23 protein-coding genes and 1 pseudogene are annotated in these 24236 nt (G+C 58.4%); 14 read left to right on the plus strand and 10 right to left on the minus strand.

Annotated elements, in window-relative coordinates; translation table 11 throughout:
- A pseudogene (locus tag C0Z16_RS38420) lies at positions 1–182 on the plus strand (ISNCY family transposase); the annotation flags it as partial.
- Between the two features lie 398 nt (positions 183–580).
- Here C0Z16_RS38420 and C0Z16_RS31555 read toward each other — a convergent pair.
- From C0Z16_RS31555 to C0Z16_RS31565, 4 genes are all read right to left on the minus strand, one after another.
- Positions 581–1576 (minus strand): hypothetical protein, encoded by a 996-nt coding sequence (locus tag C0Z16_RS31555; RefSeq protein WP_102635959.1) that lies wholly within the window; start codon positions 1574–1576, stop codon positions 581–583.
- Positions 1577–1607: 31 nt separating this feature from the next.
- Positions 1608–1910: a competence protein CoiA family protein gene (locus C0Z16_RS31560; protein WP_102635960.1), complete on the minus strand. Its 303-nt coding sequence runs from the start codon at positions 1908–1910 to the stop codon at positions 1608–1610.
- 119 nt (positions 1911–2029) lie between these two features.
- Positions 2030–2212, minus strand: coding sequence for a hypothetical protein (locus C0Z16_RS39040; protein ID WP_244201428.1), 183 nt, complete (start codon positions 2210–2212; stop codon positions 2030–2032).
- Positions 2188–2637, minus strand: coding sequence for a hypothetical protein (locus C0Z16_RS31565; protein WP_208638654.1), 450 nt, complete (start codon positions 2635–2637; stop codon positions 2188–2190). The genes C0Z16_RS39040 and C0Z16_RS31565 overlap by 25 nt, the downstream gene beginning before the upstream one ends.
- A gap of 9 nt (positions 2638–2646) precedes the next feature.
- Here C0Z16_RS31565 and C0Z16_RS31570 point away from each other — a divergent pair, with 9 nt between their 5' ends.
- From C0Z16_RS31570 to C0Z16_RS31630, 13 genes are all read left to right on the plus strand, one after another.
- The gene (locus C0Z16_RS31570) at positions 2647–3156 is read left to right on the plus strand and encodes a hypothetical protein (protein WP_244201429.1); all 510 of its coding nucleotides are present in this window, start codon (positions 2647–2649) and stop codon (positions 3154–3156) included.
- A gap of 572 nt (positions 3157–3728) precedes the next feature.
- Entirely contained in the window at positions 3729–4931 is a 1203-nt protein-coding gene (locus C0Z16_RS31580) for a Fic family protein (RefSeq protein ID WP_102635962.1), read from the plus strand.
- Between the two features lie 866 nt (positions 4932–5797).
- On the plus strand, positions 5798–6742 hold the full coding sequence (locus C0Z16_RS31585; protein ID WP_102635963.1) for a LysR family transcriptional regulator: 945 nt from the start codon (positions 5798–5800) through the stop codon (positions 6740–6742).
- Between the two features lie 487 nt (positions 6743–7229).
- Positions 7230–8318 (plus strand): LysR family transcriptional regulator, encoded by a 1089-nt coding sequence (locus C0Z16_RS31590; RefSeq protein ID WP_244201430.1) that lies wholly within the window; start codon positions 7230–7232, stop codon positions 8316–8318.
- Positions 8319–8341: 23 nt separating this feature from the next.
- Complete coding sequence (gene rarD / locus C0Z16_RS31595) at positions 8342–9253, plus strand: EamA family transporter RarD (protein WP_102635964.1); 912 nt, start codon at positions 8342–8344, stop codon at positions 9251–9253.
- A gap of 455 nt (positions 9254–9708) precedes the next feature.
- On the plus strand, positions 9709–9927 hold the full coding sequence (locus tag C0Z16_RS37570) for a hypothetical protein (protein WP_146014385.1): 219 nt from the start codon (positions 9709–9711) through the stop codon (positions 9925–9927).
- A 421-nt stretch (positions 9928–10348) separates the two neighbouring features.
- Positions 10349–11464, plus strand: a complete 1116-nt coding sequence (locus tag C0Z16_RS31600) for a branched-chain amino acid ABC transporter substrate-binding protein (protein ID WP_102635965.1) — start codon at positions 10349–10351, stop codon at positions 11462–11464.
- An 86-nt stretch (positions 11465–11550) separates the two neighbouring features.
- Complete coding sequence (locus C0Z16_RS31605) at positions 11551–12468, plus strand: branched-chain amino acid ABC transporter permease (RefSeq protein WP_102635966.1); 918 nt, start codon at positions 11551–11553, stop codon at positions 12466–12468.
- Positions 12468–13754: a high-affinity branched-chain amino acid ABC transporter permease LivM gene (gene livM, locus C0Z16_RS31610; protein ID WP_102635967.1), complete on the plus strand. Its 1287-nt coding sequence runs from the start codon at positions 12468–12470 to the stop codon at positions 13752–13754. The genes C0Z16_RS31605 and livM overlap by 1 nt, the downstream gene beginning before the upstream one ends.
- Entirely contained in the window at positions 13751–14602 is an 852-nt protein-coding gene (locus tag C0Z16_RS31615; RefSeq protein ID WP_102635968.1) for an ABC transporter ATP-binding protein, read from the plus strand. The genes livM and C0Z16_RS31615 overlap by 4 nt, the downstream gene beginning before the upstream one ends.
- Entirely contained in the window at positions 14595–15320 is a 726-nt protein-coding gene (locus C0Z16_RS31620) for an ABC transporter ATP-binding protein (RefSeq protein WP_102635969.1), read from the plus strand. The genes C0Z16_RS31615 and C0Z16_RS31620 overlap by 8 nt, the downstream gene beginning before the upstream one ends.
- A 393-nt stretch (positions 15321–15713) precedes the next feature.
- On the plus strand, positions 15714–16523 hold the full coding sequence (locus tag C0Z16_RS31625) for an NAD(P)H-dependent oxidoreductase (protein ID WP_102635970.1): 810 nt from the start codon (positions 15714–15716) through the stop codon (positions 16521–16523).
- Between the two features lie 80 nt (positions 16524–16603).
- Positions 16604–17077: a VOC family protein gene (locus C0Z16_RS31630; protein ID WP_102635971.1), complete on the plus strand. Its 474-nt coding sequence runs from the start codon at positions 16604–16606 to the stop codon at positions 17075–17077.
- A gap of 90 nt (positions 17078–17167) precedes the next feature.
- On the opposite strand, the gene C0Z16_RS31635 is transcribed toward C0Z16_RS31630, so the two are convergent.
- Genes C0Z16_RS31635 through C0Z16_RS31660 form a run of 6 tightly spaced genes read right to left on the minus strand, consistent with a single transcriptional unit; the run spans position 17168 to position 24139 of the window.
- Positions 17168–18646, minus strand: a complete 1479-nt coding sequence (locus C0Z16_RS31635; RefSeq protein WP_102635972.1) for an aldehyde dehydrogenase — start codon at positions 18644–18646, stop codon at positions 17168–17170.
- A 26-nt stretch (positions 18647–18672) separates the two neighbouring features.
- Positions 18673–19500 carry an HpcH/HpaI aldolase/citrate lyase family protein gene (locus C0Z16_RS31640; RefSeq protein WP_102635973.1) on the minus strand — a complete coding sequence of 276 codons (828 nt, stop codon included), beginning with the start codon at positions 19498–19500 and terminating at the stop codon, positions 18673–18675.
- The gene (locus tag C0Z16_RS31645) at positions 19493–20869 is read right to left on the minus strand and encodes an MmgE/PrpD family protein (RefSeq protein WP_102635974.1); all 1377 of its coding nucleotides are present in this window, start codon (positions 20867–20869) and stop codon (positions 19493–19495) included. The genes C0Z16_RS31640 and C0Z16_RS31645 overlap by 8 nt, the downstream gene beginning before the upstream one ends.
- Before the next feature lie 24 nt (positions 20870–20893).
- Positions 20894–22072: a CaiB/BaiF CoA transferase family protein gene (locus C0Z16_RS31650; protein WP_102635975.1), complete on the minus strand. Its 1179-nt coding sequence runs from the start codon at positions 22070–22072 to the stop codon at positions 20894–20896.
- Between the two features lie 10 nt (positions 22073–22082).
- A complete protein-coding gene (locus C0Z16_RS31655) occupies positions 22083–23243 on the minus strand; it encodes an acyl-CoA dehydrogenase family protein (protein ID WP_102635976.1) in 1161 nt (386 codons plus the stop codon).
- Between the two features lie 20 nt (positions 23244–23263).
- Complete coding sequence (locus C0Z16_RS31660; protein WP_102635977.1) at positions 23264–24139, minus strand: FAS1-like dehydratase domain-containing protein; 876 nt, start codon at positions 24137–24139, stop codon at positions 23264–23266.
- Positions 24140–24236: the final 97 nt, after the last annotated feature.

The following is a 24236-nucleotide window of genomic DNA, read 5'->3' on the forward strand; positions in this document are numbered from 1 at the left end:
GCTCGCCCGGCAAGAAGAAACAGCGCGAGTTCACGCAGGCCGATATCAATGGTGTGATTCTGGAACAGTCGCAGCAGCGGCAAATGCAACAACCACGCAAACCTGGCCGTCGGTCTGCAAAGGTGATCGACACAGACGTAAGCGCCCTGCCACTTCAGGCATCGTCCTTCAACAAGGTGTGAGACAAAAGGCGTTAGAAACAAACCCCTTAAACCCGGACATTTCAACTTAGCCAGAAAGCGGACATTTCAGAATGGCCTCGACAAATTCGGGAATCCTAATTAGATAGCCGGAGGTTTGGCGGCGATGTGGGCTTCAAATCGGCCCGCAATTGACTTGATTGCCTGACTGCCAAACGGGTAGGAGAGGGTGCCCGTCAGCGAACCTCAGGCCAACCACCACGCCTTCCGCAGTCGCTCTTTTCCTGCCAATGCGCATTCGATCGTCTCCATCGTTTCCGCCGCCTGTCTCTTCCTGGCTGGTGACGCTATCCGTTTTACGGCGTCGTTTCTGTTTGCGACCGCACCCAACCGGCGCACACGCTCGCGCGCCGCTTCAAACTGTGTTGATCAGTATTCGGTTATCCGACGACCAGATCGGCCTCGCGCAGCAGCGCCACAACGGTGCGCTCGGGCGCATGAAGCCGGAGCATCAGGTCCTGCACGAAGGTCGCCACCGATACTGCAGGATGGCCATCCTCAAAATATTCCAGAAGCCGCTGGACCTGGTTGACCGGAATCTCCAGCCGCACACGCTCCGAGCAGACGCGCAGGCCGCTGACACTCAACCTCGCATCTGGGTTCCACCGCAACGTCGAGAGCCCGTTGGGACGCGGGTCCGGCACCACGCGGAATTGCTGGTCAGGCAGTTCCGCCAGATAGCCCTGCGCGGTGAGCGCCCGGAGATATTGATGGACCGCGACCTTTTCCGCATCTTCGAATGCGGGAACGATTCTGTAGCGCATGTCGAGCCAGCCAAGCACCGTCAGCATCGTGAAGTCCCTGGTACTCGCGCCTTCAGCGGCGGGACGCACGAACTTGCCAAAGATGTCCGCTTGCCAGACTCGCGGGTCGACACAAAACGAGCCTTTTCCGGTCACGTCAACATCGGCCGCATCCGGCCAGCGCGCGCATGGCTCGCCTAGCTGTTGCTCAAAGGCGCCGATCTTCTCCGCGACAGGCAGTTGCCGATAGGCTGCATCGGCCGCTAGCCCGCCGGCTTGCACCCATGGGGTGACGGCTACAGGCACCGACAGCTTCGCGGCAGGCTTTTCGACCTCGCCAAAGAGCAGCGCCACTTCGGCCGGCCGCCGCTTGGGCGGCGCATGACGTTCGCGATTGCCGATCGCCGGGTGCCACAGCCAAACCTTGTTCGTTAGCCCATGCAGTACGACTTCCCGGAGATCGCCAATGCCCAGCACTTCGCCCGGTTTCGGGATCGAGATTTCAAGCGCAGCGTAGCCGAGAGCCCGGATGGTCGATCGCGTCGATGCGTCGTACAACGACTTGATGGCGATCTGGATGATCAGCGGTCCCGCCAGCGTCTCGGCAAAGAAGTCGACCGGGATTCCATCCACTGTGGTGCGGACTGACGCCAGACCCCATTCTTCAATGATGTGGCGCTTGCCATGTCCAGTACCTTTCTGTGTCAGCGCAGGGAGCGACGACGAACCGGCTCTCGGCAAGCAGTTGCACCGCCGCGGCGTGCAGTGCGCGCTGCGCATCAAGCTCGCAGGCAGCAGGACGCACGTGCCGGAAGTCCGCTTGAGAAGCGTCTTGACGACACAGGGTGACCTCGCCACCGCAGCCGGCGCAATAGAAGATCGCCGGGCCAACGGACGGCAGGTCGTTCGCCGCGACCACTTGACCCGCCTTGTTCCTGGCGAAAGCCATGTGCGAACTAAAAGCCATTAGATGTCCTTTGCGAACCACAAGTAGTGGGAGACTCGCCGCGAGTGAGGTCGTGCCTGATTTCTACCACATTAGAGTAAATGGAATGAGATACGACAATACGACACGGTCGCGAAAATTCACAGATGGCCGCCGTCGACATAATCGAGCACGCGCACACCGGTTTTGGCCGCGTGGTCGCAGTGCAGGCGGCCGGCGTACTGCTGCAGCGTGCCCGTCCAGGCCACCGGCATGGCGAATACCAGCGTCTCCAGTGCCGGGTGGTCGAAAACTTCGCCTACCAGCCTGCCGGTCGCCAGCACGATCCGGGGTGTGCCAGCGGCCAGCGCGTCAAGGGCCGCGAGCTGTGCTGCACGCGCCTTTTTCGCGAGGCGCCCGCGCAGCACGAACTGCGGCTGTACCGGCCCGCCAGAGCCTGCTTCAAGCGTTCGAGATGGTCTGTGCGCTCGGTGAGCACCAGCACCTTGCGCCCCTGCCCGTACTGCGCAATGATGGTGGCGGCGATCATCTGCATGCGTGCCGCGACCTGCGCGAGATGCGCGAACACTGTCCGCTTCGGCGCTTCAGCCGCGACGTTCACCGCTGCGGTGAGCCTTTGCGGGAGCGCTTCCAGCAGTTGGGGGGCGCCGGCTGGCAGGCGCGACGTGTGCCGGATCGGCCCGCACAGTATGAACATGACGGGCTGCTGGCTGTCGCGCCGCAGCGGCGTCGCGGTCAGACCCAGCACATAGCGCGCATGAACGGTCTTGAGCGCCGCCTCGAAGGAATCCGCCGGGACGTGGTGACATCAACTGAAGCGCAACTCAGCGACAGACCGGAGTTTTACGACAGGCAGAAGGAAAGTCAGGACAAAACCTGCATCATGGAAAAGTACACGCCCGATTGCGCGCCCGCACCTGGATCATGGCTCGAACTCGATGAACAGGAGCGAATTTCTCTCGTCGAAACGTATCACCGCGTCGCCCGGCTCAAACTTCCCAACGTCACGGCACACGCTGCGTTCCACGTGATCGTCGAAAACCAGATTGCCCTGAACCTTGAGCCCGTGGTCCGGGCGATGCATCGACTCAGGAACCAGGGACTGTCGCGACACGATGCTATCCACGCCATCAGCTCGGTCGCCGCAGAGCATCTGTTCGATATTTTGAAGACGGAGCGGAACGAAAACCCTGAAGCTTCGCAGGCGTCTTACTACGCGGCGGTGGAGCGATTGACGGCGGCACATTGGCACAAAGGCGAACCCTGATGCGGATACCATCGAAGCTTCAGCCGTGGTTTGAAGCGCGGCAGCGTTTCAGGTTGAGCCACGCTCATATCCAGATGGCCCGCGAACCGGGATTGAATCCCCGACGATTCGGGTCGCTGGCTAACGGGCAGCAGGAACCGTGGAAGCGTCCCCTCGAGGAATTCATTGCACATTGCTACCACAAGCGTTTTGGTCGCACTACGCCAGAACACGTGCAATCTCTGGAAGAGGCCGTGAAGCGTGCGGAAGGGCGGCGCAGCGAGCGAAGGGAAAGAAAGGCGGACCGGGCGGTTCTACCGTGAACAACCCGCCCGCTGTCCCGTAAAAGAGATCGGGCTTCACTGACCGGGCCGCAGCCCGGCCTCGACGTCGCCATGACAGACCGGCGAAAAATTGCCGGACCACAGGTGGCGGTAACCAGGTACGACGGGAATGGGCACGGCAACGGACGACCGCCTGCGAGGGCGACAGGTTGGGGGAAGAGCGTTGTTTAAGGCCGCTTAAATAAGCCTCAGCGCTAATTAAGTCAAAGGCGTATTGCTTAATTAACGACTAATTGCCATAATTCATCCATGGCTGACGAGAGTACAACAAATCCCCGGCTGGGCCGATTCGTCGAAACCGCCGTAGGCGGTGAGATTGCGAGCGCATTCGTGCCGCCGCCCCTACCGCCCGACCCCCCTATTGACGTCTTGAGTCTGCTTGACCGGCTCAGCCTTGCCGAGCGGGCGGTCGGGCGGCTGGACGGCATCACGATGCTTCTCCCCCGGCAGGAGCTTTTCCTCTACATGTATGTGCGCAAGGAGGCCGTGCTGTCGTCCCAGATCGAGGGCACCCAGTCCACCTTGACCGATTTGCTTCGTTTCGAAACCGAGGCACAGGCCGGCCAACCCATCGACGACGTCCGGGAGGTGTCGAACTACGTTGACGCGATGATGTATGGGCTGCACCGGCTCCAGGAGTTGCCGCTCTCTCTGCGGTTAATCCGCGAGATGCATGCGCGCCTGCTTCAAAGTGGGCGGGGGGGCACTAAAAGCCCTGGCGAGTTCCGCAGGTCCCAGAACTGGATCGGCGGGACCCGACCCGGCAACGCCCAGTATGTGCCGCCGCCCGTGAACGAGCTCGACCCCTGTCTTGATGCACTTGAAAAGTTCATGCATGAGGACCGCTCGCGCTTGCCGGCGCTGATCAAGGCCGGACTTCTTCATGTCCAGTTCGAGACGATCCACCCGTTTCTTGACGGCAACGGCCGCATTGGCCGGCTGCTCGTCACCCTGTTCCTCAAGGTGCATGGGGTTTTGCACTCGCCGCTCCTCTACCTGAGTCTCTACCTCAAGACGCACCGGGGGGACTACTACCGGCTCCTGCAGGAGGTGCGTGAACGCGGTGCCTGGGAACCCTGGCTCGAGTTCTTCCTCGATGGCGTGGCGGAGACAGCAAACCAGGCGTTTGATGCTGCAACACGGATCGTCGGCCTGTTCAAGGAAGACCGGGAGCGGATCACTGCGGAGAGCGAGCGGGCCGGATCGGCCCTGCGCGTCCATGACCTGCTTCAACAGAATCCATTCCTTACTGCCAACCTGCTGGTTGAACGTACCGGCCTCAGTGCGCCGACGGTCAATGCTGCGCTTGCCGACCTGGAACGCCTCGGTGTGGTGGAGGAAGTAACGGGGCGCCGGCGCGGACGCGTGTTCGGCTATCGGCGTTATCTCGCCATCCTTGGCGAAGGCACGGACCCGCTTCCCGCTCAACAGGACCAGACTCCCGGCGGGTAGCGCCCCGGCCATCCCGAAGCGTCATCGTCTTCGGCTCCGGAACCACCGGTCCGGCTTTTCGTGAGCTTTTCCCGTGCAAGCGCTCGTCGTTGTCGACGCGGGCGCCCGGGACCGGCGGGTGGCAGCGCCGGAAAAATTGAACGATTAGTTATGTTTGAGGGCGGCAAGGTTGCTCCGTCGACCACTAAAGAGGATGTAATGGCTATGTAACGCTGGCAAGCTCGGCGTGGAAGCTTGCGCGATGAAGAGAACAGATCGCTTCATGAACGTCATCGTTTTCATGCCACAGCCATCCGCTGCGCCCGGCGAATGCTGATGAGCATGGAAGGACGGCCGTTCCGGTGTGATATCGCTGACCCGGGCGACGAGCTTTGAGTCGCGGACCGTATTGCCATTGCACGGCAGTTATAACTAAGGATCTCGAATTATTGGCATGGTCGTTCGTGCTTAAACAGATAGTCGGCCCCAAGCCTATTCTTTCCGCAGCGGCACGCACAGAGGTCCAGCTGGAGCCGTCTCGCTTTCCCGTGAAATGCTGTCCGGCCCGAAATCCGCACTTCACCAGTCCAGACGATGCTTCTCTTCTGTCTCGCGGTGACGGGTGTCGTCGTCGCTATGAAGATAGATGCTCGTCGTCGAAATCGATGGGGGACCAAACCGCGCAGATCGATCGCTTTCATGACGTCTCCATCCAAATTGAGCTTTTCGGCTCCTCTTTCCGAAAGAGGAGAGCCCGCTGCTCGTTTCGCTTCAAGCCGGAACAACGGTGCATGCGTTGCAGTGTAGGGACGGTCGGCCCATGCGAGAACTGGCAAACGAGACATTTCAGCTATACTGACCTGACATAGCTCATTGGGGACCTGACGGTGGACTACGCTGCCTGGAAGCTGTTCATCGACGCCGCGGAACTCGGCAGTTTGAGCAAGGCCGCCGTTGCCTATGGGACAAGTCAGCCGCACATCAGCCGCCAGATTGTTGAGCTTGAGCAATACTGCGGCGGCCGTTTGTTTCAGCGGACCGGGCGAGGCGTGGTATTGACCGAGTTGGGGGCGCGTATCGCCCCGCGCATAAGGGCGTGGCTGGCCGGTACAGAGCAGTTGTCAAACGACATCCGCAGTACGGCGGGAGAGCCGATCGGCTTGGTCAGAATTGGAGTCCTGCCTTCCACCGCGCATCCGCTTGTCAGCACCCTTTACCATCGCCTTCGGGAGCGTTATCCCCTGGTGCAACTACAGGTGCGCGAAGGTCAAGGTGCGTTGCTGGAAACGTGGCTGGAAAACGGCAGTGTCGACCTCGCAATCCTGTTTCGAAATAGTCCTACGCCGAAAAACGCTGACGAGTATCTCGTTGAGGCGGCGACCTACCTGGTCGGTGCAGAAGGCGATCCTTTGACAAAGCAGTCCACGATTGCTTTTTCAAAGCTCGACGGGATTCCACTGGTCTTTTTCTGCCGCCCCAACAGCTGGCGCGACCGGCTCGAACAACTTGCGGGTGAACACCAGGTCTCCCTCATCTTCGCGGCGGAAGCTGACTCTTTGAGTCTGCAGGGGCACATCGTGGCAGACGGCGGAATCTACGCGTTGCTCGGACCTTATGCGATTACCAATCTTGAAAAGGAATGCCGGTTGCAGGCGTCGATGGTGGTTAATCCGTCCGTGCCGCGCTTCATTGCACTTGCCATGTCTCCCCACGGCGAAATGACGCTTGCTTGCCGCACGGTCATGCAGCTCACCAAGGAGATAGCGCGTTCGCGGAACCTCTCATCCGATCTCCAACTGGGCGTGTCAGCAGCTTTCCTGCGATCCATTTGAATGGTTGAAATGCAACGGCGAAACGCGTCGACGTTGAAAGGACCGCGCCATGATTAACGATGGCAACGGACGCAAGGGCCCGGCGCTGTCCGGTAGCCTTTCCACCAGAGAAAAGGCGCCATGCCCCGCCACCAGAAGCCGCACCGTTGACAACTGCATGATCAGGTGCGTGATCTACGTGAATTCCGGACGACTCCTTCGTGGATGTACCGGCCATTCGAACGTCTCGTTATGGCCACTGGCGAATGTCAACTTGTGGCCGACTGTACGTGCTCGCCGACTTCAACGTAAGCCACCATTCAAAAGCATTCGCCGTGCGCCAGCGGCTGCTTTGTGACGCCATTGCTCAGCGGGTGCGACCGGCTAATCAGGGACGCCCGGCGCTAGTTATCCTACGGCCGCTTGCCAAGTGTTAGCGGCCATCCCCTGCGATGTGACCCCGCAAGTCTCCCAGCTTCCCTGCCATCCGTTGCGGAATTGCTGCATCATGTGCAGCAATTATCTGCACTTATCCAGCTTGATGCACGAGTCCGACTTTCTCATAATTGGCGCAACGAAAGGTCATCGGGAGACGGTCGGACGCGTCGATCACGAAATCAGCGCAATCGCGATCTTGTTCAACCTCTCGTACGGACCAATGGAATACGACAATATTTTCGATAACCGTCACTCGGACGAAATCGCTGCCTTCCTTGCGGTGGCAAAGCAAGGCAGCTTCGTTGCAGCCGGGAAGCTTTTGAACCGCCACCCGACCGTGCTTTCGAAGCGGATAGCCGCGATGGAGGCACGACTTGGCGTCCGATTAATGGAGCGATCGACGCGACATGTTCGATTGACCCAGGTTGGGCTAGATATGGCGTCGCGTCTGCAAATGGCAATGGCGATGATCAGTGATGCAGAGCGGCAGGCAGCAAGTGAATCTGCCGACGTCCGAGGAATTTTGAGACTGGCGCTCCCTGCCTCGATGGGGCGTCGATGGATTGCACCGATACTGCCAGAGTTCATGGAGACGTATCCGGCGGTAAAAGTGGTCGCTGAGTTTGATGAGCGATTTGTCGATCTGATACGCGAAGGGTTCGACGCAGCTATACGTATCGGTGAGCTTGCAGACAGCCGACTGGTAGCAAAAAAACTAAGCACGCATCGCCGGATTCTGGGCGCTGCACCGTCCTATGTCAAAAGGCGAGGCCACCCCGCAGGACCGGCAGAATTGATAAATCACAATTGCCTTCGCTTTAGCGGATTCACATCATTCCCGGAATGGAAGCTGGTTCGTGGAGAGGAGCGACACACCTGTCCTGTCGACGGAAGTTTAACGACTAACGATAGCGATACGTTGCTAGCAGCCGCTGTTTCGGGAACTGGAATTGTCGGCGCGGGGGAGTGGCTTATGAATCAGGACATATCGCAAGGACGACTGGTCCGCGTACTGCCGGATTGGGAACTGGATTCAGCGGGGGACATATCCTTTGTCCGGCCTTCCGCCAAATATGAAGCAGCGCCGGTGTCTGCCTTCAAAAGCTGGATCGAAAGCCGATTCAGGCACGGAGCACCGTGGGATTTTCCCCTGCGATGACGAGCCTTAAATAGGAGAACGACGTGTTGAAAGGTGTAGCTTTGTCCATCACAGCCACAAGCCTCTTTGCAGGTTTGTATTATTACGCTACGTTGCTGCACCCGCTTACGGGCGAAATGATATTTGGCTGGCGGATGGTTCTCATGATGCCTTGCATCACCGTTTTCCTGATTGCAACTGGCGAATGGAGAAAGGTCAAGGCGTTGTGTTTGCGGATCAGAAAAAGTCCTCAGCTATTCCTTTACCTTGTGCTGAGCAGCGCGCTTCTCGGAAGCCAGCAATGGCTGTTCATGTGGGCTCCCCTTAATGGCCAAGCGCTTAATGTCTCCATGGGCTACTTCCTGCTTCCATTGGTGATGCTACTTGTTGGCCGCTATTTCTACAAAGAGAGACTGAGCGGTATGCAGAAGCTCGCGGCCGCATCCGCAGCCATCGGCGTCGCTAATGAATTTTATCAAGTTGGCGGCGTATCCTGGACATCGCTCTTTGTCTGTCTCGGGTTCCCTGCGTATTTCGCTCTGCGGCGCAGGCTGAATACGGCTCATCTTGGCGGTCTCTGGTTTGACGTCACGCTAACCTTGCCCGCTGCGTTCTGCTTTGTCTCCCGCACACCACACGATGCTTTCTCTACCGCCCCGCACCTGAGTGTTTTGCTTTGCTTGCTTGCTATCATCAGTGCTGCCGCCTTTATGGCCTATACGGTTGCGAACCGGCTGCTTCCATTCGGGCTGTTCGGATTGCTGGGGTATGTTGAGCCAGTTCTGATGGTGATGGTCTCCCTGATGCTTGGTGAGCGAATCCATGCGGAACAGTGGTTAACGTATATTCCGATCTGGATCGCGGTCTTGCTTCTCGCTGCCGAAGGTGGAACGAACCTGGCTGGCTTCAAACTGAAACGCCGTGTCCTTGCAGGGTCTCCGTGCGACTGTAACTAAAGTGAAGCGCTCAACGAGCGGTCCAAATCTGGCCCGCGAACGGCCGCTTCCGAATGACCATTCGACACTCCAAAAGGGTGGCGAGCGGCCGTTCCGGGGGCGCTAATGCTACCTATGGAGAGTAGCATCGTAGCGACGCAAGTTCTGGCGCGCTCGCTATGAACTGGCGTAGGTTTTTCAGCCGATACTGGACCCGAGCCAGATTGTGCAAGACGCTGGCGCGGGTAATCTGCAACGTAGATGCGCCCCACACCGTTTGTCGCCTAATCATGACGTTGCTCCATTGTTTGCGACGCGCTAAGGCGGTGTTTCAATGTTTTGAATTGTGTCTTCCTGATAACTACTGCAATCTGTCGACCTTCTTACGGTCGGCACGGGCTGCCTTCAATTGATCTCGCCATATGAGTTTGTGCTCGGGCCATCGATAAGGTAGTCAAGATATTTTGGAATACACAATGAGTGAGAAAATTGACCTGATTATTCATGATCACTCCGCCATGGAGAATGATATCAATCCTCGTGGGCGGGGAATGCAGAGGACAAAGGTGTCGGTTAGCACGGAATCAGCTCCCGATGTCGTCAACCGGGAAGCCTCGCCGTCTCATTGCAAGACCAGTTACGACTGGATGGACCATTTGCAGCGTTTAGCACGAGAGAATGGTAATCGGCAATGAGTGGTAGTTTATCATTTGGCTGAAGCAAGGCATTCGGAGGCGCGTGTGGCCCGATACGGGTCAACCACCGTGGCGGACAATGCAGCCTGTCGACGGCGGGAGAAGAGCCCCGCGTGTTTCTGAATATAAGCAATGCGTCAAATCCCCGCAAGCGTTCAACGACGCTACAAGAGCGGGCATAGTCGTTTACACGGTTGTATGTAGGGCGGAGAGTCTGAATTGTGCGATTCTCCGCAAGCTAGTCTCGGCATTGCGCATCTTTAAGCTGCACCTAATCCCTGCTTTCGCACAATCAAATTCCAGCCAGTTTTTGGTGCCGGCAACCTGCGGTCTACCTCGCGATTGAACACGAGGCAAATACCCAGGAACGATAGCTAAGTCCTGTTCGTTCCTGCATCGAAGCCTGCTCTTGGAGATGGTTATGAACGGCCGGAAAGGATTGGTTAAATTTGGTGCAGTACTCGGCATGGGCGGGATGGCTTTGGCCTGCTCGGCCACTGCGGACGCAAGCATAGTGGTGGGAGTCGCGGGTCCGATGACGGGAGAGTACGCGTCGGGGGGAGACCAGTTTCGCAAGGGCGCAGAACAGGCAGTGAAGGACATCAACGCGGCAGGCGGTTTGCTCGGACAGCAACTCGACCTGGTGGTCGGTGACGACGTTTGTGATCCCAAGCAGGCGGTTTCCGTTGCCAACAGCTTCGTCAATAAGAAGGTGGCGTTTGTCGACGGTCACTGGTGCTCCAGTTCCACGCTGCCGGCATCCGACGTCTACAACGACGCGCAGATCCCACAGGTCACCGTGTCGACCAACCCCAAAATCACGGAACGCGGCATCAAGGGGATCTTCCGCATCACGGGCAGGGACGACCAGCAAGGACAGGTCGCGGCGGACTATATCGCCGCGAACTTCAAGGGCAAGAAAATTGCCGTCATTGACGATAAGACGGCGTACGGCGGCGGTCTGGCGGACGAGATTGCAAAAGATCTGGCGGCGAAGCAGACACCCGTGGCGCTGCGCCAGTCGATCACGGCGGGTGAGAAGGACTATTCCGGCCTCATCAGCAAACTGAAGGCGAATGGTGTTCAGGTCCTTGTATACGGCGGCTACTACCAGGAAGTGGCGCTGATCCTTCGTCAGGCGGCGCAGGCTGGGCTGAATCTGACGGTCCTCGGCGGCGACACGCTGACGAACAATGAACTGGTGACCGCCGCAGGGCCGGAGATCAACAAGGTCCTGTTTACCTTCCCGCCCGACCCGCGCAAGAGTGCGGCAGCTGCAAAGGTAGTGGCGGCATTTCGCGCGCAGAAAATCGAGCCGGAAGGCTACATGCTGTACTCGTACGCCGCCATGCAGGTTTTTGCCGAGGCTGCGAAGAAAGCCAACTCCACGGACTATGCGGCGATCGTGAAGCAGCTTCACAACGCATCGTTCAGCACGGTAGTCGGCCAGGTGGACTTCGACGCGAAAGGCGATCTGAAGAGCCCGGGCTATGTGGTCTACCGGTGGAAGGGCAATAACTACGACTATGTGAAGTGACGCGTCCTGTCCAGTCTATGTAGCAAGGAAAGAGGCGGTGCGTCGCTTTACTGCGCCGCCTCTGCAGCAGATTCACCGGAGAGGACATGAGCCAGGCACTGCAACAACTGATTAATGGGCTGACCTTGGGCGCCGTCTATGGCCTGATCGCGATTGGCTACACGATGGTCTACGGCATTATCGGCATGATCAATTTCGCTCATGGCGATATATACATGGTGAGCGCGTTCATCGCCGTGACCTGCTTCACGCTGCTTGCTGGTAGCGGAATGTCGTCAGTCGTGGCGAGCATTGCAATTACGCTGATCGTATCTATCGCGCTGACGTCCGTATTCGGATGGACCGTCGAACGTGTCGGTTATCGGCCGCTTCGCGGATCCAATCGTCTTGCGCCGCTGATTTCGTCGATCGGGATTTCGATTTTCCTGCAGAACATGGTTCAGCTTACTCAAGGCGCACGAGTCAAGTCCATTCAGCCGCTTGTAACCGGAGGGGTGAACCTTTTCTCCGGTGAAAAATTTCAGGGGCCATACGTTTCGTACGTGCAAATTCTCATCGTTGCGGTAACGATCCTGTTGATGTGCGCCTTCACGTTGTTCATCAATAAAACACCCTTCGGTAGACAGCAGCGAGCCTGTGAGCAGGATCAGCGGATGATGCAGTTCCTCGGCTACAACGTGGACCGGATCATCGCCCTGACGTTCATGATCGGAGCCGCACTGGCTGCCGTCGCAGGTGTCATGGTGACGCTCTACTACGGCGTGATCGACTTCTCGATTGGATTCGAGGCTGGCATCAAGGCGTTTACCGCAGCCGTGCTCGGCGGAATCGGCTCGATTCCTGGGGCAATGCTGGGCGGTGTGATCATCGGCTTGATCGAAGCATTCTGGGCTGCCTACCTCTCGCCCGAATACAAGGATGTGGCCACGTTCGTGATTCTGATTGTGGTCTTGATGTTTCGTCCATCCGGGCTTCTCGGCCGACCCGAAGTGGAGAAGGTGTGATGAGTTCGACAGTCATGCAAGAAACGGATCTACAATTTCGCGTCAAGGATGCGCTTGGCGCAGCGCTGGTCGCGGGCCTCGTCGGCTTGCCAATGCTGGGTTTGACGACGCGAGATGGCACCCACGGTCTCGAGGTTCAGACACGATGGGCGTTGTTAGTGGCGTTCATCGCGATTGCATTTGCGGGGCGTATCGTCATGCAGCTTTTGCTGCAGCGATTCAGTTTTTTTTCAAAGCGTCGCTCGCGCGCCAGACCCGCTCCTCAAGTCGTGGGCAATGGCTCGCTTGTATGGGCCGGGGCCGGATGCGTGGCGTTCGCCGTGCTGTTACCCGCGTTGTTCGCTGGAAACCGCTACGTCGTCGATACAGCGACGACCGTACTGATTTACGTCATGCTTGGCTGGGGCCTGAATGTCGTCGTTGGTCTGGCGGGGCTGCTGGACCTTGGTTATGTCGCATTCTATGCGGTAGGCGCGTACGCGTACGGCCTGTTGTCGACGCATTTTGGCTTAGGCTTCTGGCAGTGTTTGCCAATCGCCGGCGGCCTCGCTGCGGCGTTCGGCATGTTGCTTGGTTATCCGACCCTCCGGCTCAGAGGCGATTATCTGGCCATCGTCACGCTCGGATTCGGGGAAATCATACGGTTGATACTCGTGAATTGGGGCGACGTGACGGGCGGACCCAATGGCGTCTCGTCCATTCCGAAGCCGACCTTCTTCGGGCTCCCCATGCAGGCAGCGGCCGATGGTCCCACCTTCGCGACCGTGTTTGGCCTTGATTACTCGCCTGGCCAGCGAGTCGTCTTTCTGTACTACCTGATCCTCGCGCTCGCGCTGCTGACGAACCTGCTCGTCTCGCGGCTCAGAAGGCTACCCGTTGGGCGTGCGTGGGAAGCGGTGCGCGAAGACGAGATCGCCTGCAAAGCAATGGGGATCAACGTAACGAATGTGAAGCTGTCTGCCTTTGCAACGGGGGCAATGCTGGCAGGATTCGCCGGCGTGTTCTTCGCCGCACGGCAGGGGTTCATTTCGCCGGAGAGCTTCACATTTTCGGAGTCGGCGACGATTCTCGCGATCGTGGTGCTCGGCGGTATGGGAAGCCAGCTTGGCGTCGTCCTTGCGGCAGCCTTGCTGGTGATTTTGCCCGAGTTAGGGCGTGATCTCTCCGAGTACAGAATGCTGCTTTTCGGTATTGCAATGGTGTTTATCATGGTCGTGCGCCCCGGCGGGCTGATCAGCCATCGCCGTGCGACTGTCAGCGCGCGCGACGTGGAGGCAAAGCCATGAACGCCTCCACTTCGCTGCTCAGCGTTGAGAATCTCACAATGCAGTTTGGCGGGCTTCGCGCGATCGAAGACCTGTCCATGACGGCGCGCGCAGGAGAGGTGACGTCGGTGATCGGGCCGAACGGGGCCGGAAAGACGACATTCTTTAACTGCCTGACGGGCTTTTACAAGCCGACCGAAGGCGCGATCACGTTGGGGCATCCCCGTCACGGGAAACTTCGGCTGGATGCGATGAACAATGTCGACGTGGCGCGGATTGGCCAGGTCGTCAGAACGTTTCAGAACATACGGCTGTTCCCGCGTATGACCGTGCTCGAAAACCTGATGATCGCCCAGCACAATGTGTTGCAGGACGCGTCCAGGTTCTCGATTGCTGGGGCACTCAACGCGCGGTCATTTCGACGCGCGAACGACAAGGCGATAGACAACGCTTTGACGTGGCTCGAACGCTTAAGCGTTCGGGATATAGCTAACAAACCTGCTGGCGACATGCCTTATGGGGTGCAGCGTCGCGTCGAGATCGCGCGCGCGATGTGCGCGGGCCCCATTCTGCTATGTCTGGATGAGCCGGCTGCCGGCCTCAATCCGCGCGAGTCGGCAGAACTCACCGCGTTGCTGACCTCGCTCGCGAGGGAGCAGGGCATCGGAATATTGCTGATCGAGCACGATATGAGCGTCGTCATGAAGGTTTCAGACCATATTGTCGTGCTAAATCACGGGAAGAAAATTGCAGAGGGCTTGCCTGCTGACATCAAGGTGAATCCTGAGGTGATCAGCGCATACCTCGGCGAGGACGACGAGTCGTCGTCACTTGCTGAAGCAACGCAGGAGAAGTCAGCTCATGCTTAAGATAGCCGAACTTAGTGCCCACTATGGCAGCGTCCAGGCGCTACGCGGGGTGAGCCTTGGCGTGAAGACTGGCGAGATCGTCACGTTGATCGGTGCGAACGGCGCAGGCAAGTCGACACTGATGAATACCATTTTCGGCTATCCACGGGCCAGCGGCGGCAAGGTCGAATTCGACGGACAAAATATTTCCGATCTGCCATCGCATGCGATCGGCAAGCTCGATATTGCGGTTGTGCCCGAGGGGCGCCGCATATTTCAGCGAATGACTGTGCTCGAGAATCTCCTGATGGGCGATACGTCAGGCAACCGGCGGACCGCAGCTGACCTCGAGCGCATGTATGAGATGTTCCCGATCCTGAGAAGCCGAGCTTCGCAGCGTGCGGGCACGCTGTCAGGAGGGGAGCAGCAAATGCTAGCGATAGGGCGTGCGTTGATGTCGCAACCGAGATTGCTCCTACTCGATGAGCCATCGCTTGGTCTCGCGCCGATCTTTATCAAGAAGATTTTTTCGGTTATCAAGGAGCTGAACGAGCAGCTCGGGATGACGATTCTGCTTGTCGAACAGAATGCTCATCACGCGCTGCGTGTGGCGCATCGAGGGTATGTTCTCCAGCACGGGCAGATTGCCCTGGAAGGGAGCGGTGCCGAACTGCTGGCCAACCCAGCCGTGCGGGCCGCATATCTAGAGGGTCATACGTCTCAACTTGACGCGGCCTAAGCGATGATCCGGATCGCGCGGGCTGCTCGTGCACTACTTTGCGAGGTTCGGTGCACAGGGATTGCGGCAATTCTCCGCAGTGTGAAGACCCCCGGGGAGACTTTAGTACCCTTGTTAGAAAGGATTTCCCGGCCAGAGCAGGGGCGCTTATCCTCCAGAAATGTGCAGAAATCCGCATAAATTAGCCGAGCCTCCTCAAGACCAGAATCTCGCAAAGATCCAGAATGTTGTAAACCGAATCAATCGTCGCCAGGGATTGCTTTCCAGGATGGGGTGCGATCGCTGAGCCTGCCTGCCGGGGTTCCGCAGGATGACGGTGGCATATACGGAACGAATTCAAGCGTAGGCCATCGGCCGGCACGCTCAATGAACTGGTTTTTATGGAGTTTTCGCATGAAAGTGCTCATCGTTTTCGCTCACCCCGAACCGAAGTCGTTCAATGGTGCGCTGAAAGATACGGCTGTCTCGACCCTGAAAGCGCAGGGGCACGAGGTTCAGGTAACCGACCTGTATCAACTGAAGTGGCGGCCTGAGCTCGGCGTCGAAGACTTCGTGGGCGAGCGTCTCAACCCTGACTTCCTCGATCTTTCGGCGGAACAGGAACATATGTTTAGAACATCCACGAAACCGACGCCGGATGTTTACGCCGAACAACAAAAGGTGCTCTGGAGCGATCTGATCATCTTCCAGTATCCAATGTGGTGGTTCGGGATGCCGGCGATTCTGAAGGGCTGGGTGGATCGCGTGATGACCCGCGGATTCGCCTATGCGACCGGGCGGAAGTACGAGACCGGTATGTTCAAGGGACGCAAGGCAATGGTTTCGACCACGACGGGAACGGCCGCGAGCCTTTACGAGCCGGACGGTGTCGACGGTGATATTAATCACATTCTTTGGCCGATCCACAACGGGATCTTCAATTACCTTGGCTTCGATGTGCTGCCGCCGCATGTATCGTGGATGCCTGGCCGGGTGAGCGCCGAGGAGCGTCATGCGTACCTCGACGCCTACGCAGCGCGGTTACGTGCGATCGAGAGCACGGAACCCCTGTTCTTCCATCCATTTGCGGACTTTGGTCCGGATCAACGTTTGAGGCCAGGTGTCGTGGCCCGTTCTGGCTTCCAATGGAATCCGGCAGTGGGCCAGTCGCACGACGAAGCGGCAGGGGCCTATACGCCGAAGAAGATTGTCAATGCGGGATGATCCGGTGTGACGTCGGGCCGCAGCTGCTGTCGAAAGCTTCTGCGGCCCAGCATCGAAACTGACCAGGAGTGAAACACACGATGGAAAAGCTACCCATGTTTCAGAACCTGCACCACATCTGTATCGTGGTTCGTGACATTGAAAAGGCCGTGGACTATTACGAGTCGATCGGAGTCGGTCCGTGGACAGATTTTCCGCCGATGGAGGCGTACGAACTGGATGGCTACGATCGTCCAGCCTTCCTGAAGATGCGTTATAAGTTCGCGAACATCGACAACGCCCAACTGCAGCTTTGCCAGCCAGGAGACGGTGACACGCCGCAACGACGCTTTCTGGAAACGCGCGGCGAAGGCGTTTTTCATCTTGGTTTTGCTGTTGAGAGTTGCGACAAAGCAGAGGAACAGGCTGCGAGCGCCGGACTGGACGTTCTGGCACGCGGGCGTCTCGATGATCGAAGCGGCTTCACGTACTTCAAGACGGTCAACGAGGGGGCAGGGGTCACGTTAGAGGTCCGGGCGCCGAGTACCAAAGCAGCTCAAGGGATCAAGTCCTGACACACGTTTACCGTGTGATTCTTTCGTTATCCCCGTTGCCTTAATCGAACTCAGAAATGCCCCTCGGTACGCCGCGGGGCATTGTCACATTTATCTCATGACGAACGGGTTTGCAGTCTTGACCCCCGTGTTGATCCAGACGCTCTTCGTTTGCAGATACTCGCGGATCGCGTCGATACCGTTTTCGCGACCAAGTCCCGAATCCTTGTAGCCGCCGAACGGCGACATGTAGCTCACCGCGCGATAGCTGTTCACCCAGACCATGCCGGCCTGCAGCTTCTCAGCGACACGAATGGACCGGCCGATATCCTTCGTCCAGACTCCAGAGCCAAGCCCGAAGCGTACGTCATTCGCCAGTGCGACAGCCTCGTCTTCGTCCTTGAACTTGATGATCGACAGGATGGGACCGAAGACTTCCTCCTGCGCGATCCGCATCCTGTTGTTCACGTCGCCGAAAATGGTCGGCTCGACGAACCAGCCATTACCGCATTCCGGTGCACAGCCTGGCTTTCCACCGAGCAGCAGCGTCGCCCCTTCCTGCTTTGCGGTTTCAATGTACGACAGAACCTTCTGATATTGAGGACGCGTCGTTACCGGCCCGACCTGCGTATCCATACTCGACGGATCCCCCATTTTCGCGGTGCGTGCCAGCGTCAGGAGTTTGTCGACGAAGGTGTCGTAGATGCTTTCTTGCAACAGAAGTCGCGAACCGGCAATACAGGTCTGTCCGGTCGCGGCGAAGATGCCGGAAACCGCGCCATTTACTGCGTCTTCGAGATTGGCGTCCTCGAACACGATGTTGGGTGACTTGCCGCCGAGTTCGAGACTAACGTGCTTGAATTGACGCGCTGCTGCCTCGTTGATCGCGCGCCCTGTGGAATCTGCGCCAGTGAACGTGATCTTCTTGACCAGGGGGTGTTCCACCAAAGGCGAGCCGACGTCCGCACCGAATCCAGTCACGACGTTCACGACGCCCGGCGGAAAGCCGGCTTCGGTGAAGAGCTTCGCAAACTCGATCGTGGACGCCGAAGTGAACTCGGACGGTTTGATCACAACCGTGCAACCTGCTGCCAACGCCGGCGCAATCTTCCATGTGGCTAGCAAAAGTGGCGAATTCCACGGCGTGATTGCTGCGACGACACCCAGCGGCTCGTTGCGCGTGAAGTTGAAATAGCCCTTCTTGTCGAGCGGAATGACGGCGCCCTGAATCTTGTCCGCCAGGCCGCCAAAATAGTAATACCACTGGGGCAGATATTGGCACTGTCCGAGCATCTCCGCCATGAGCTTGCCGTTGTCCCGAACTTCGAGTTCGGCAAGCCGCTTTGCGTCTCGCGCGATCAGGTCGCCGACCCGATGAAGCAGCAGGCCTCTCTGGCTTGGAGACATCTGTGACCATGGTCCGGTACTGAATGCGGTGTGCGCCGTTTGCACCGCCCGATCGACGTCGGTGCCGTTGCCTTTTGCAATTTGCGCCCAGCTGTCTCCTGTGAACGGATTTTCCGTATCGAACCATTCGCCCGAAGTGGACTGGCAAGATTCGCCGTTGATATACATTTCAAATCGCTGCATGACTCTCGTCTCCAATTGATATTGAATCAGGCGCCCACGGGCAGACGTCGCTGGGACTCAGCCAGGATTTCCTGCGCTTTCAGAATCACCGGCCGGTCGACCATACGGCCGTCCACAGCAACGGCCGCGCCGTGGGATGCAACTGCGGCTTCGACAACCCGGTGCGCCCATTCGACATCCTTCGTGCTGGGGATGAACGCAGCATTGACCGCTGCTACCTGTTTCGGATGAATACAAAGCTTGGCCCCAAAACCGAGCCGTCTTGCACGAACCGTGTCGCGCGTGATCTGCTCGGCATCGTCGAGCGTGGTGCTAACCCCGTCCACCGGTGGAAGCAGATTGCCGATGCGAGAGGCGAACACGATCTGTGAGCGGAAGTACAGGAGCTGCTCATCGTCGCCGTCAATACCGAGGTCGAGCTGGAAATCCACATTGCCGAATACAAGCCGGGTGGTCAGCCGGTGCTGGGCGATAGCGACTACATTCCGAAAACCTTGAGCCGTCTCAATCATCGGCAGGATGTCGGTCGGCTTGCCCGCGAACTCGCACAGGAAGATGTCGTCGATGCGTTCCGTCTTGGGCAGCATGACGGTGGCGACGGATGGCGCACGACATACGGCGATGTCGTCGCGAAACCATTCGCTGTTCACGTCATTCACACGGACCGCCACCGGCGTGCTGTTTGTCGACAGCCACTCGGCGAGGGCCGCCCGAGCTATCTTCTTCTCGGAGGGAGGCACGGCATCCTCCAGATCGATAACGACCACATCGACACCCGATGCAGCCGCCTTGGCAAACCTGTCCGGCCGGTTGCCGGGAACGAAGAGATAGGAGCGGGGTGCAAGGTCAGCCATGTTGGCCCTCCAGTTTCGATTCAGGGAGCAGTTTGGGTACGACGGTTGCATCGGTAATTGTCCGTACCGACGCGATGGAGCGCTTAAGTTCGTCTTCAGTGGCCGCATTGCCATACAAACCCAGCGTGATCGTTTTGTGCTCGAGTTCTGCGCGCGTCAGCGTGTTGCCGGGATCGCCCTTGGGATCATCCACGCGGCCTTCGAAGGTGCGACCGTCTTTCGTCTGAACGATGACCTTCCCAATCCAGCGTGACGGATAGGCCGTATCGACTTCCGGGTCGAGCACCATCGAAACCTTTTTGCAAAAGTGCGCGATCCTGCTTTCCTTGTAATGGCCGTCGAACTCACGTACGCCTGCGTGGCCGAATTCCGCAACCAGAGCGAGCACGGTGCCCATGGAGAACTTCGCCTGATGGACGGTCCTCGGATCGGTTACCGGGCCGAGGACATCAATTGCTGCCTGGTGAACATGAGTGACTACCGTCTCGATGTCGTCCGGCACGAGCTTCTCGCGCTGAATAACCTGCAACAGAGCATCGGCGGCCGGATGAGTGTGCCGGCACGAAGCGTGATACTTGAAGGACGTTTCGATCAACGCCCATCGTTCGCCGAGCGCTTCGGCGAGTTTGTCCGGATGCGTTTGCGTGGACATGCCCGCGCCCATGCCTTTCGCGCCCTCGAAGATGTCTTTCGCACCGGTGAAGCCGTCGGCCGCCAGGTAGGCTGCGAGAAGACCGTTCGCCGCGGCCTTGGCCGTATGCAGTTGCTTGGAGTCAGCACCGTCTTTCAGGAATTCCCAGAGTCCGGCTGCCTGGGTGCCGGCGGAGCCAAACGCATTCACCATCTGCTCGTCGCTCAATCGCAAGAGATTACCGACTGCCGCTGCAGCCGCGATCGTACCGACCGTACCAGTGGTATGAAAGATCTTGTAGTGCGAACGGCCGAGAAATTCACCGACACGGATGCCCACTTCGTAGCCTGCAACAGATGCAGCGATGAACTCCTTGCCACTTCTCCCAAGCGCTTGCGCGGCGGCCCACGCTGCGGGGAAGACGACAGTTGCCGGATGCAGAACCGAACTGTTATGAAGGTCGTCCTGTTCAGCAAAGTGCGATGCGGCGGCGTTGATCATTGCCGCGAAGAGCGGGCTGGTCATTCGGCGGGAAATCAATACTTCGCAGGGACCGGACTGCGGCCCGAAAGCGAATGCGTGCTTCTGGATCGTCCCGACGGGGCGCGCTTCGCGACCAGCCAGTGCTGATCCGAACCAGTCGAGGAAGAGGTCTTCCGTGCGTGCCGCCACGTCTGTGGGAATCTGTTCAAATTTGAGTTTGGCAGCAAACGAAGCAAGAATCTGGATGTTACTCATAACAGGCTTACCTTAACCGGGGAGTTAGATTACGGCCGCTTCGCGAAGCTCGCGGATGGCATCTGTCGTAAAGCCCAGTTCATTCAAAAGGGCTTCGGTGTGTTGGCCTAACGCGGGCACGGCGTCCAGCCGAACTTCTGATGCTGTACTGATGCCCGGCGGCAACAGGGCGGGAATGGAACCGGCAGGGGAGTCGATGCTCACCCAGCGATTGCGTTCCTTAAGCTGCGGATGCGACCACACGTCGTGCATATCATTCATTCGCGCGTTGGCGATCTGCGCGCTATCCAGCCGGCTGATGACTTCTTCCGAGGTCAGTTTGCTGAATGCGGCAACAATGATGTCGCGAAGTTCCTCGCGTGCTCCCACCCGCTTCGAGTTGGAACTGAAGCGAGCATCGACGGCGAGCTCAGGTTCCAGCAGAACCTGTGAGCAGAAGACACCCCATTCACGCTCGTTCTGCAATCCCAGCATGACTGTCTTTGCGTCGCAGGCGGGGAAGGGGCCGTAGGGATAAATGGTCGCGTGAGCGGCACCGGCGCGAGGTGGCGGGGATGCGCCATCGAACGCGTAGTAGAGGGGATATGTCATCCACTCCACCATGCTCTCGAGCATCGAGACATCGATTTCCCGTCCCAAGCCGGTCTTTGACCGTTGCAGAAGCGCGGAGAGGATGTTCGTGTAGGCGTACATCCCTGCAGCGATGTCGGCAATGGAACAGCCGGCTTTTGCCGGTGAATCTGGACCGCCGGTAATAGACAGGAACCCGGACTCACTCTGGATCAGCAGGTCGTAGGCTTTCTTGTCACGATATGGACCATCGGATCCGTAACCGGAGATGTTGCAGACAATCAGGTGGGGATACTTGTCACGCAACGCCTCATACGACAACCCAAGTCGCGCCGCGGCGCCGGGTGCCAGATTCTGTACTAGGACGTCGGTGTCCTCAAACAGGCGCTCGAATACACCCTGCGCCTGCGGGGCCTTGACGTCTAGCGTGAGGCTCTCCTTCGAGCGGTTGCACCATACAAAGTGCGAGGCCATGCCGTGCACGCGCTCGTCGTAGGCACGCGCGAAGTCACCGACACCTGGGCGTTCGATCTTGATTACGCGTGCGCCAAGATCCGCAAGTTGACGAGTGCAAAATGGTGCTGCAATCGCGTGTTCGAGGGTGATGACCTTCACGTCGTCCAGCGGTTTCATGTCCGTCTCCTCAGAAAGAGCGCGGCAGTCCGAGCAGATGCTCAGCTACATACGAAAGAATGAGATTGGTCGAGATCGGTGCGACCTGATAAAGCCGTGTCTCGCGGAATTTGCGTTCGACGTCGTATTCGTTCGCAAACCCGAAGCCCCCATGGAACTGCAGGCACGCATTCGCGGCCTCCCACGAAGCATCCGCGGCAAGCAGCTTTGCCATATTGGCTTGCGCGCCTGCCGACTGCCTCGCGTCGAAAAGTTCGCAGGCCTTATATCGCATCAAGCTTGCCGCCTCGACGTTGACATGCGCGCGAGCGATTGGAAACTGCACGCCCTGGTTTTGCCCGATCGGGCGGCCGAAGACGACGCGTTCCTTAACGTAGTTACAAACCTTGTCGAGGAACCAGTACCCATCGCCGATACATTCAGCGGCGATCAGCGTCCGCTCGGCATTCAGGCCGTCAAGGATGTATTTGAAGCCTTTGCCTTCCTCGCCGATCAGGTTTTCGGCTGGAATTTCGAGGTTGTCGAAGAAGAGCTCGTTAGTCTCGTGATTCACCATGTTCGGGATTGGGCGGACTGTCATGCCATGTTTGATCGCCTGATGCAGGTCGACCAGAAATATGGACATGCCCTCGGACTTCTTCGCGACCTGATCGATCGGTGTGGTTCGCGCGAGCAGGATCATCAGGTCGGAGTGTTGAACCCGCGAGATCCAGACCTTCTGTCCGTTGACAACATAACGGTCGCCCTTGCGAACCGCAGTCGTCTTGAGTTTGGTCGTGTCGGTACCGGTCGTCGGCTCGGTCACGCCCATCGACTGAAGCCTCAACTTTCCGCTGGCGATTTCCGGAAGGTACTTGGCCTTCTGTTCTGCCGAGCCGTGCCTGAGCAGTGTCCCCATGTTGTACATCTGCCCGTGACACGCACCGGAATTGCCACCGCTGCGGTTGATCTCTTCCATGATCACCGAAGCTTCGGTCAGGCCGAGTCCGGAGCCGCCATATTCCTGCGGTATCAGGGCTGCCAACCAACCCGCGTCGGTGAGGGCTTGCACGAAGGTCTCGGGGTAGGCGCGTTCCTCGTCGACCTTGCGGAAATACTCGGCGGGAAAGTTGGAACACAAATCGCGAACGGCTTCGCGAATGTCCTGATAGGGGTCAACGTTAGACAGCACTTGTCTCTTCTCCTCAAAGTTTATTTTTGAAAAATGTACGCGGGTGCCGTTAGCGTCGCCTCGGCATCGACGCACAACACGCCATTGGAATTGGCTGCCCAGACCTTCACTTCGGTCGATCCGGGGGCGCGGGCCGCGTAGAGATGAAACGGGGCCCGGTCAAACAGCGGGTTGACCGCTTTGAATGAGAAAGAAGCTATCGATTCACCGGGAAGGCTGCGCCGGACGAGATCGATTAACAACGTGGCAGTCAGCGGCCCGTGCACGACTAGCGCCGGATAGCCTTCCTGCTCCAGGGCATAGGTGCGGTCATAGTGAATCCGGTGTCCGTTGAAGGTATCGGCGGAGTAGCGAAAGAGCAGCACCGGATTCGGCACGATCTCGCGCTTCCAGGTAAACTCAGCCGGCGCGGTTGGGCCGGTTGCCACGGCGTACGCCGTTGTCGCGGACTCGCGGTACACAATGTCCTGCTCTTCGGAAATCAGCGAACCTTCGAGGTCTTCCAGTTCGTGACGCAGACGTACAAACACGAGCTTTCCGGTACGTCCTTCCTTGGCCGCCACGTCAAGGATCTGCGAGGTCCTGGTGACTTCGCTGCCCACCACGAGCGGACGTTCGAACCGGACGCGGCTGCCCGCCCACATACGCCTCGGCAATGGCACTGGCGGCAGGAATCCGCCGCGTGTCGGATGCCCGTCCGCGCCGACCTGCGATTGCGAAACAATGTGGGGGAAAAGCGCCCAGTGCCACAGCGGAGGCAACGGACAGCCGGCGCCCGGGACATCCTCATAGTCCAGCGTAGCGGCGAGTTGTTGTGCAAGACGTGGCGAGACGAATTCGCGTTCGGCCTGTGTACGGCCGATCCAGGAGCGCAGGTAGTTGAGTTCAGCAGTCATTGGAAGCGTCGGATAGCGTCGTTCACGCTAGATTGACGCACCGGCCTGCTGACTACAATTTGTGTCTGGAGAAGAGGGCTTTAAACGCAGACTAACT

This window comes from Paraburkholderia rhynchosiae, assembly GCF_002879865.1.
Lineage (GTDB): Bacteria > Pseudomonadota > Gammaproteobacteria > Burkholderiales > Burkholderiaceae > Paraburkholderia > Paraburkholderia rhynchosiae.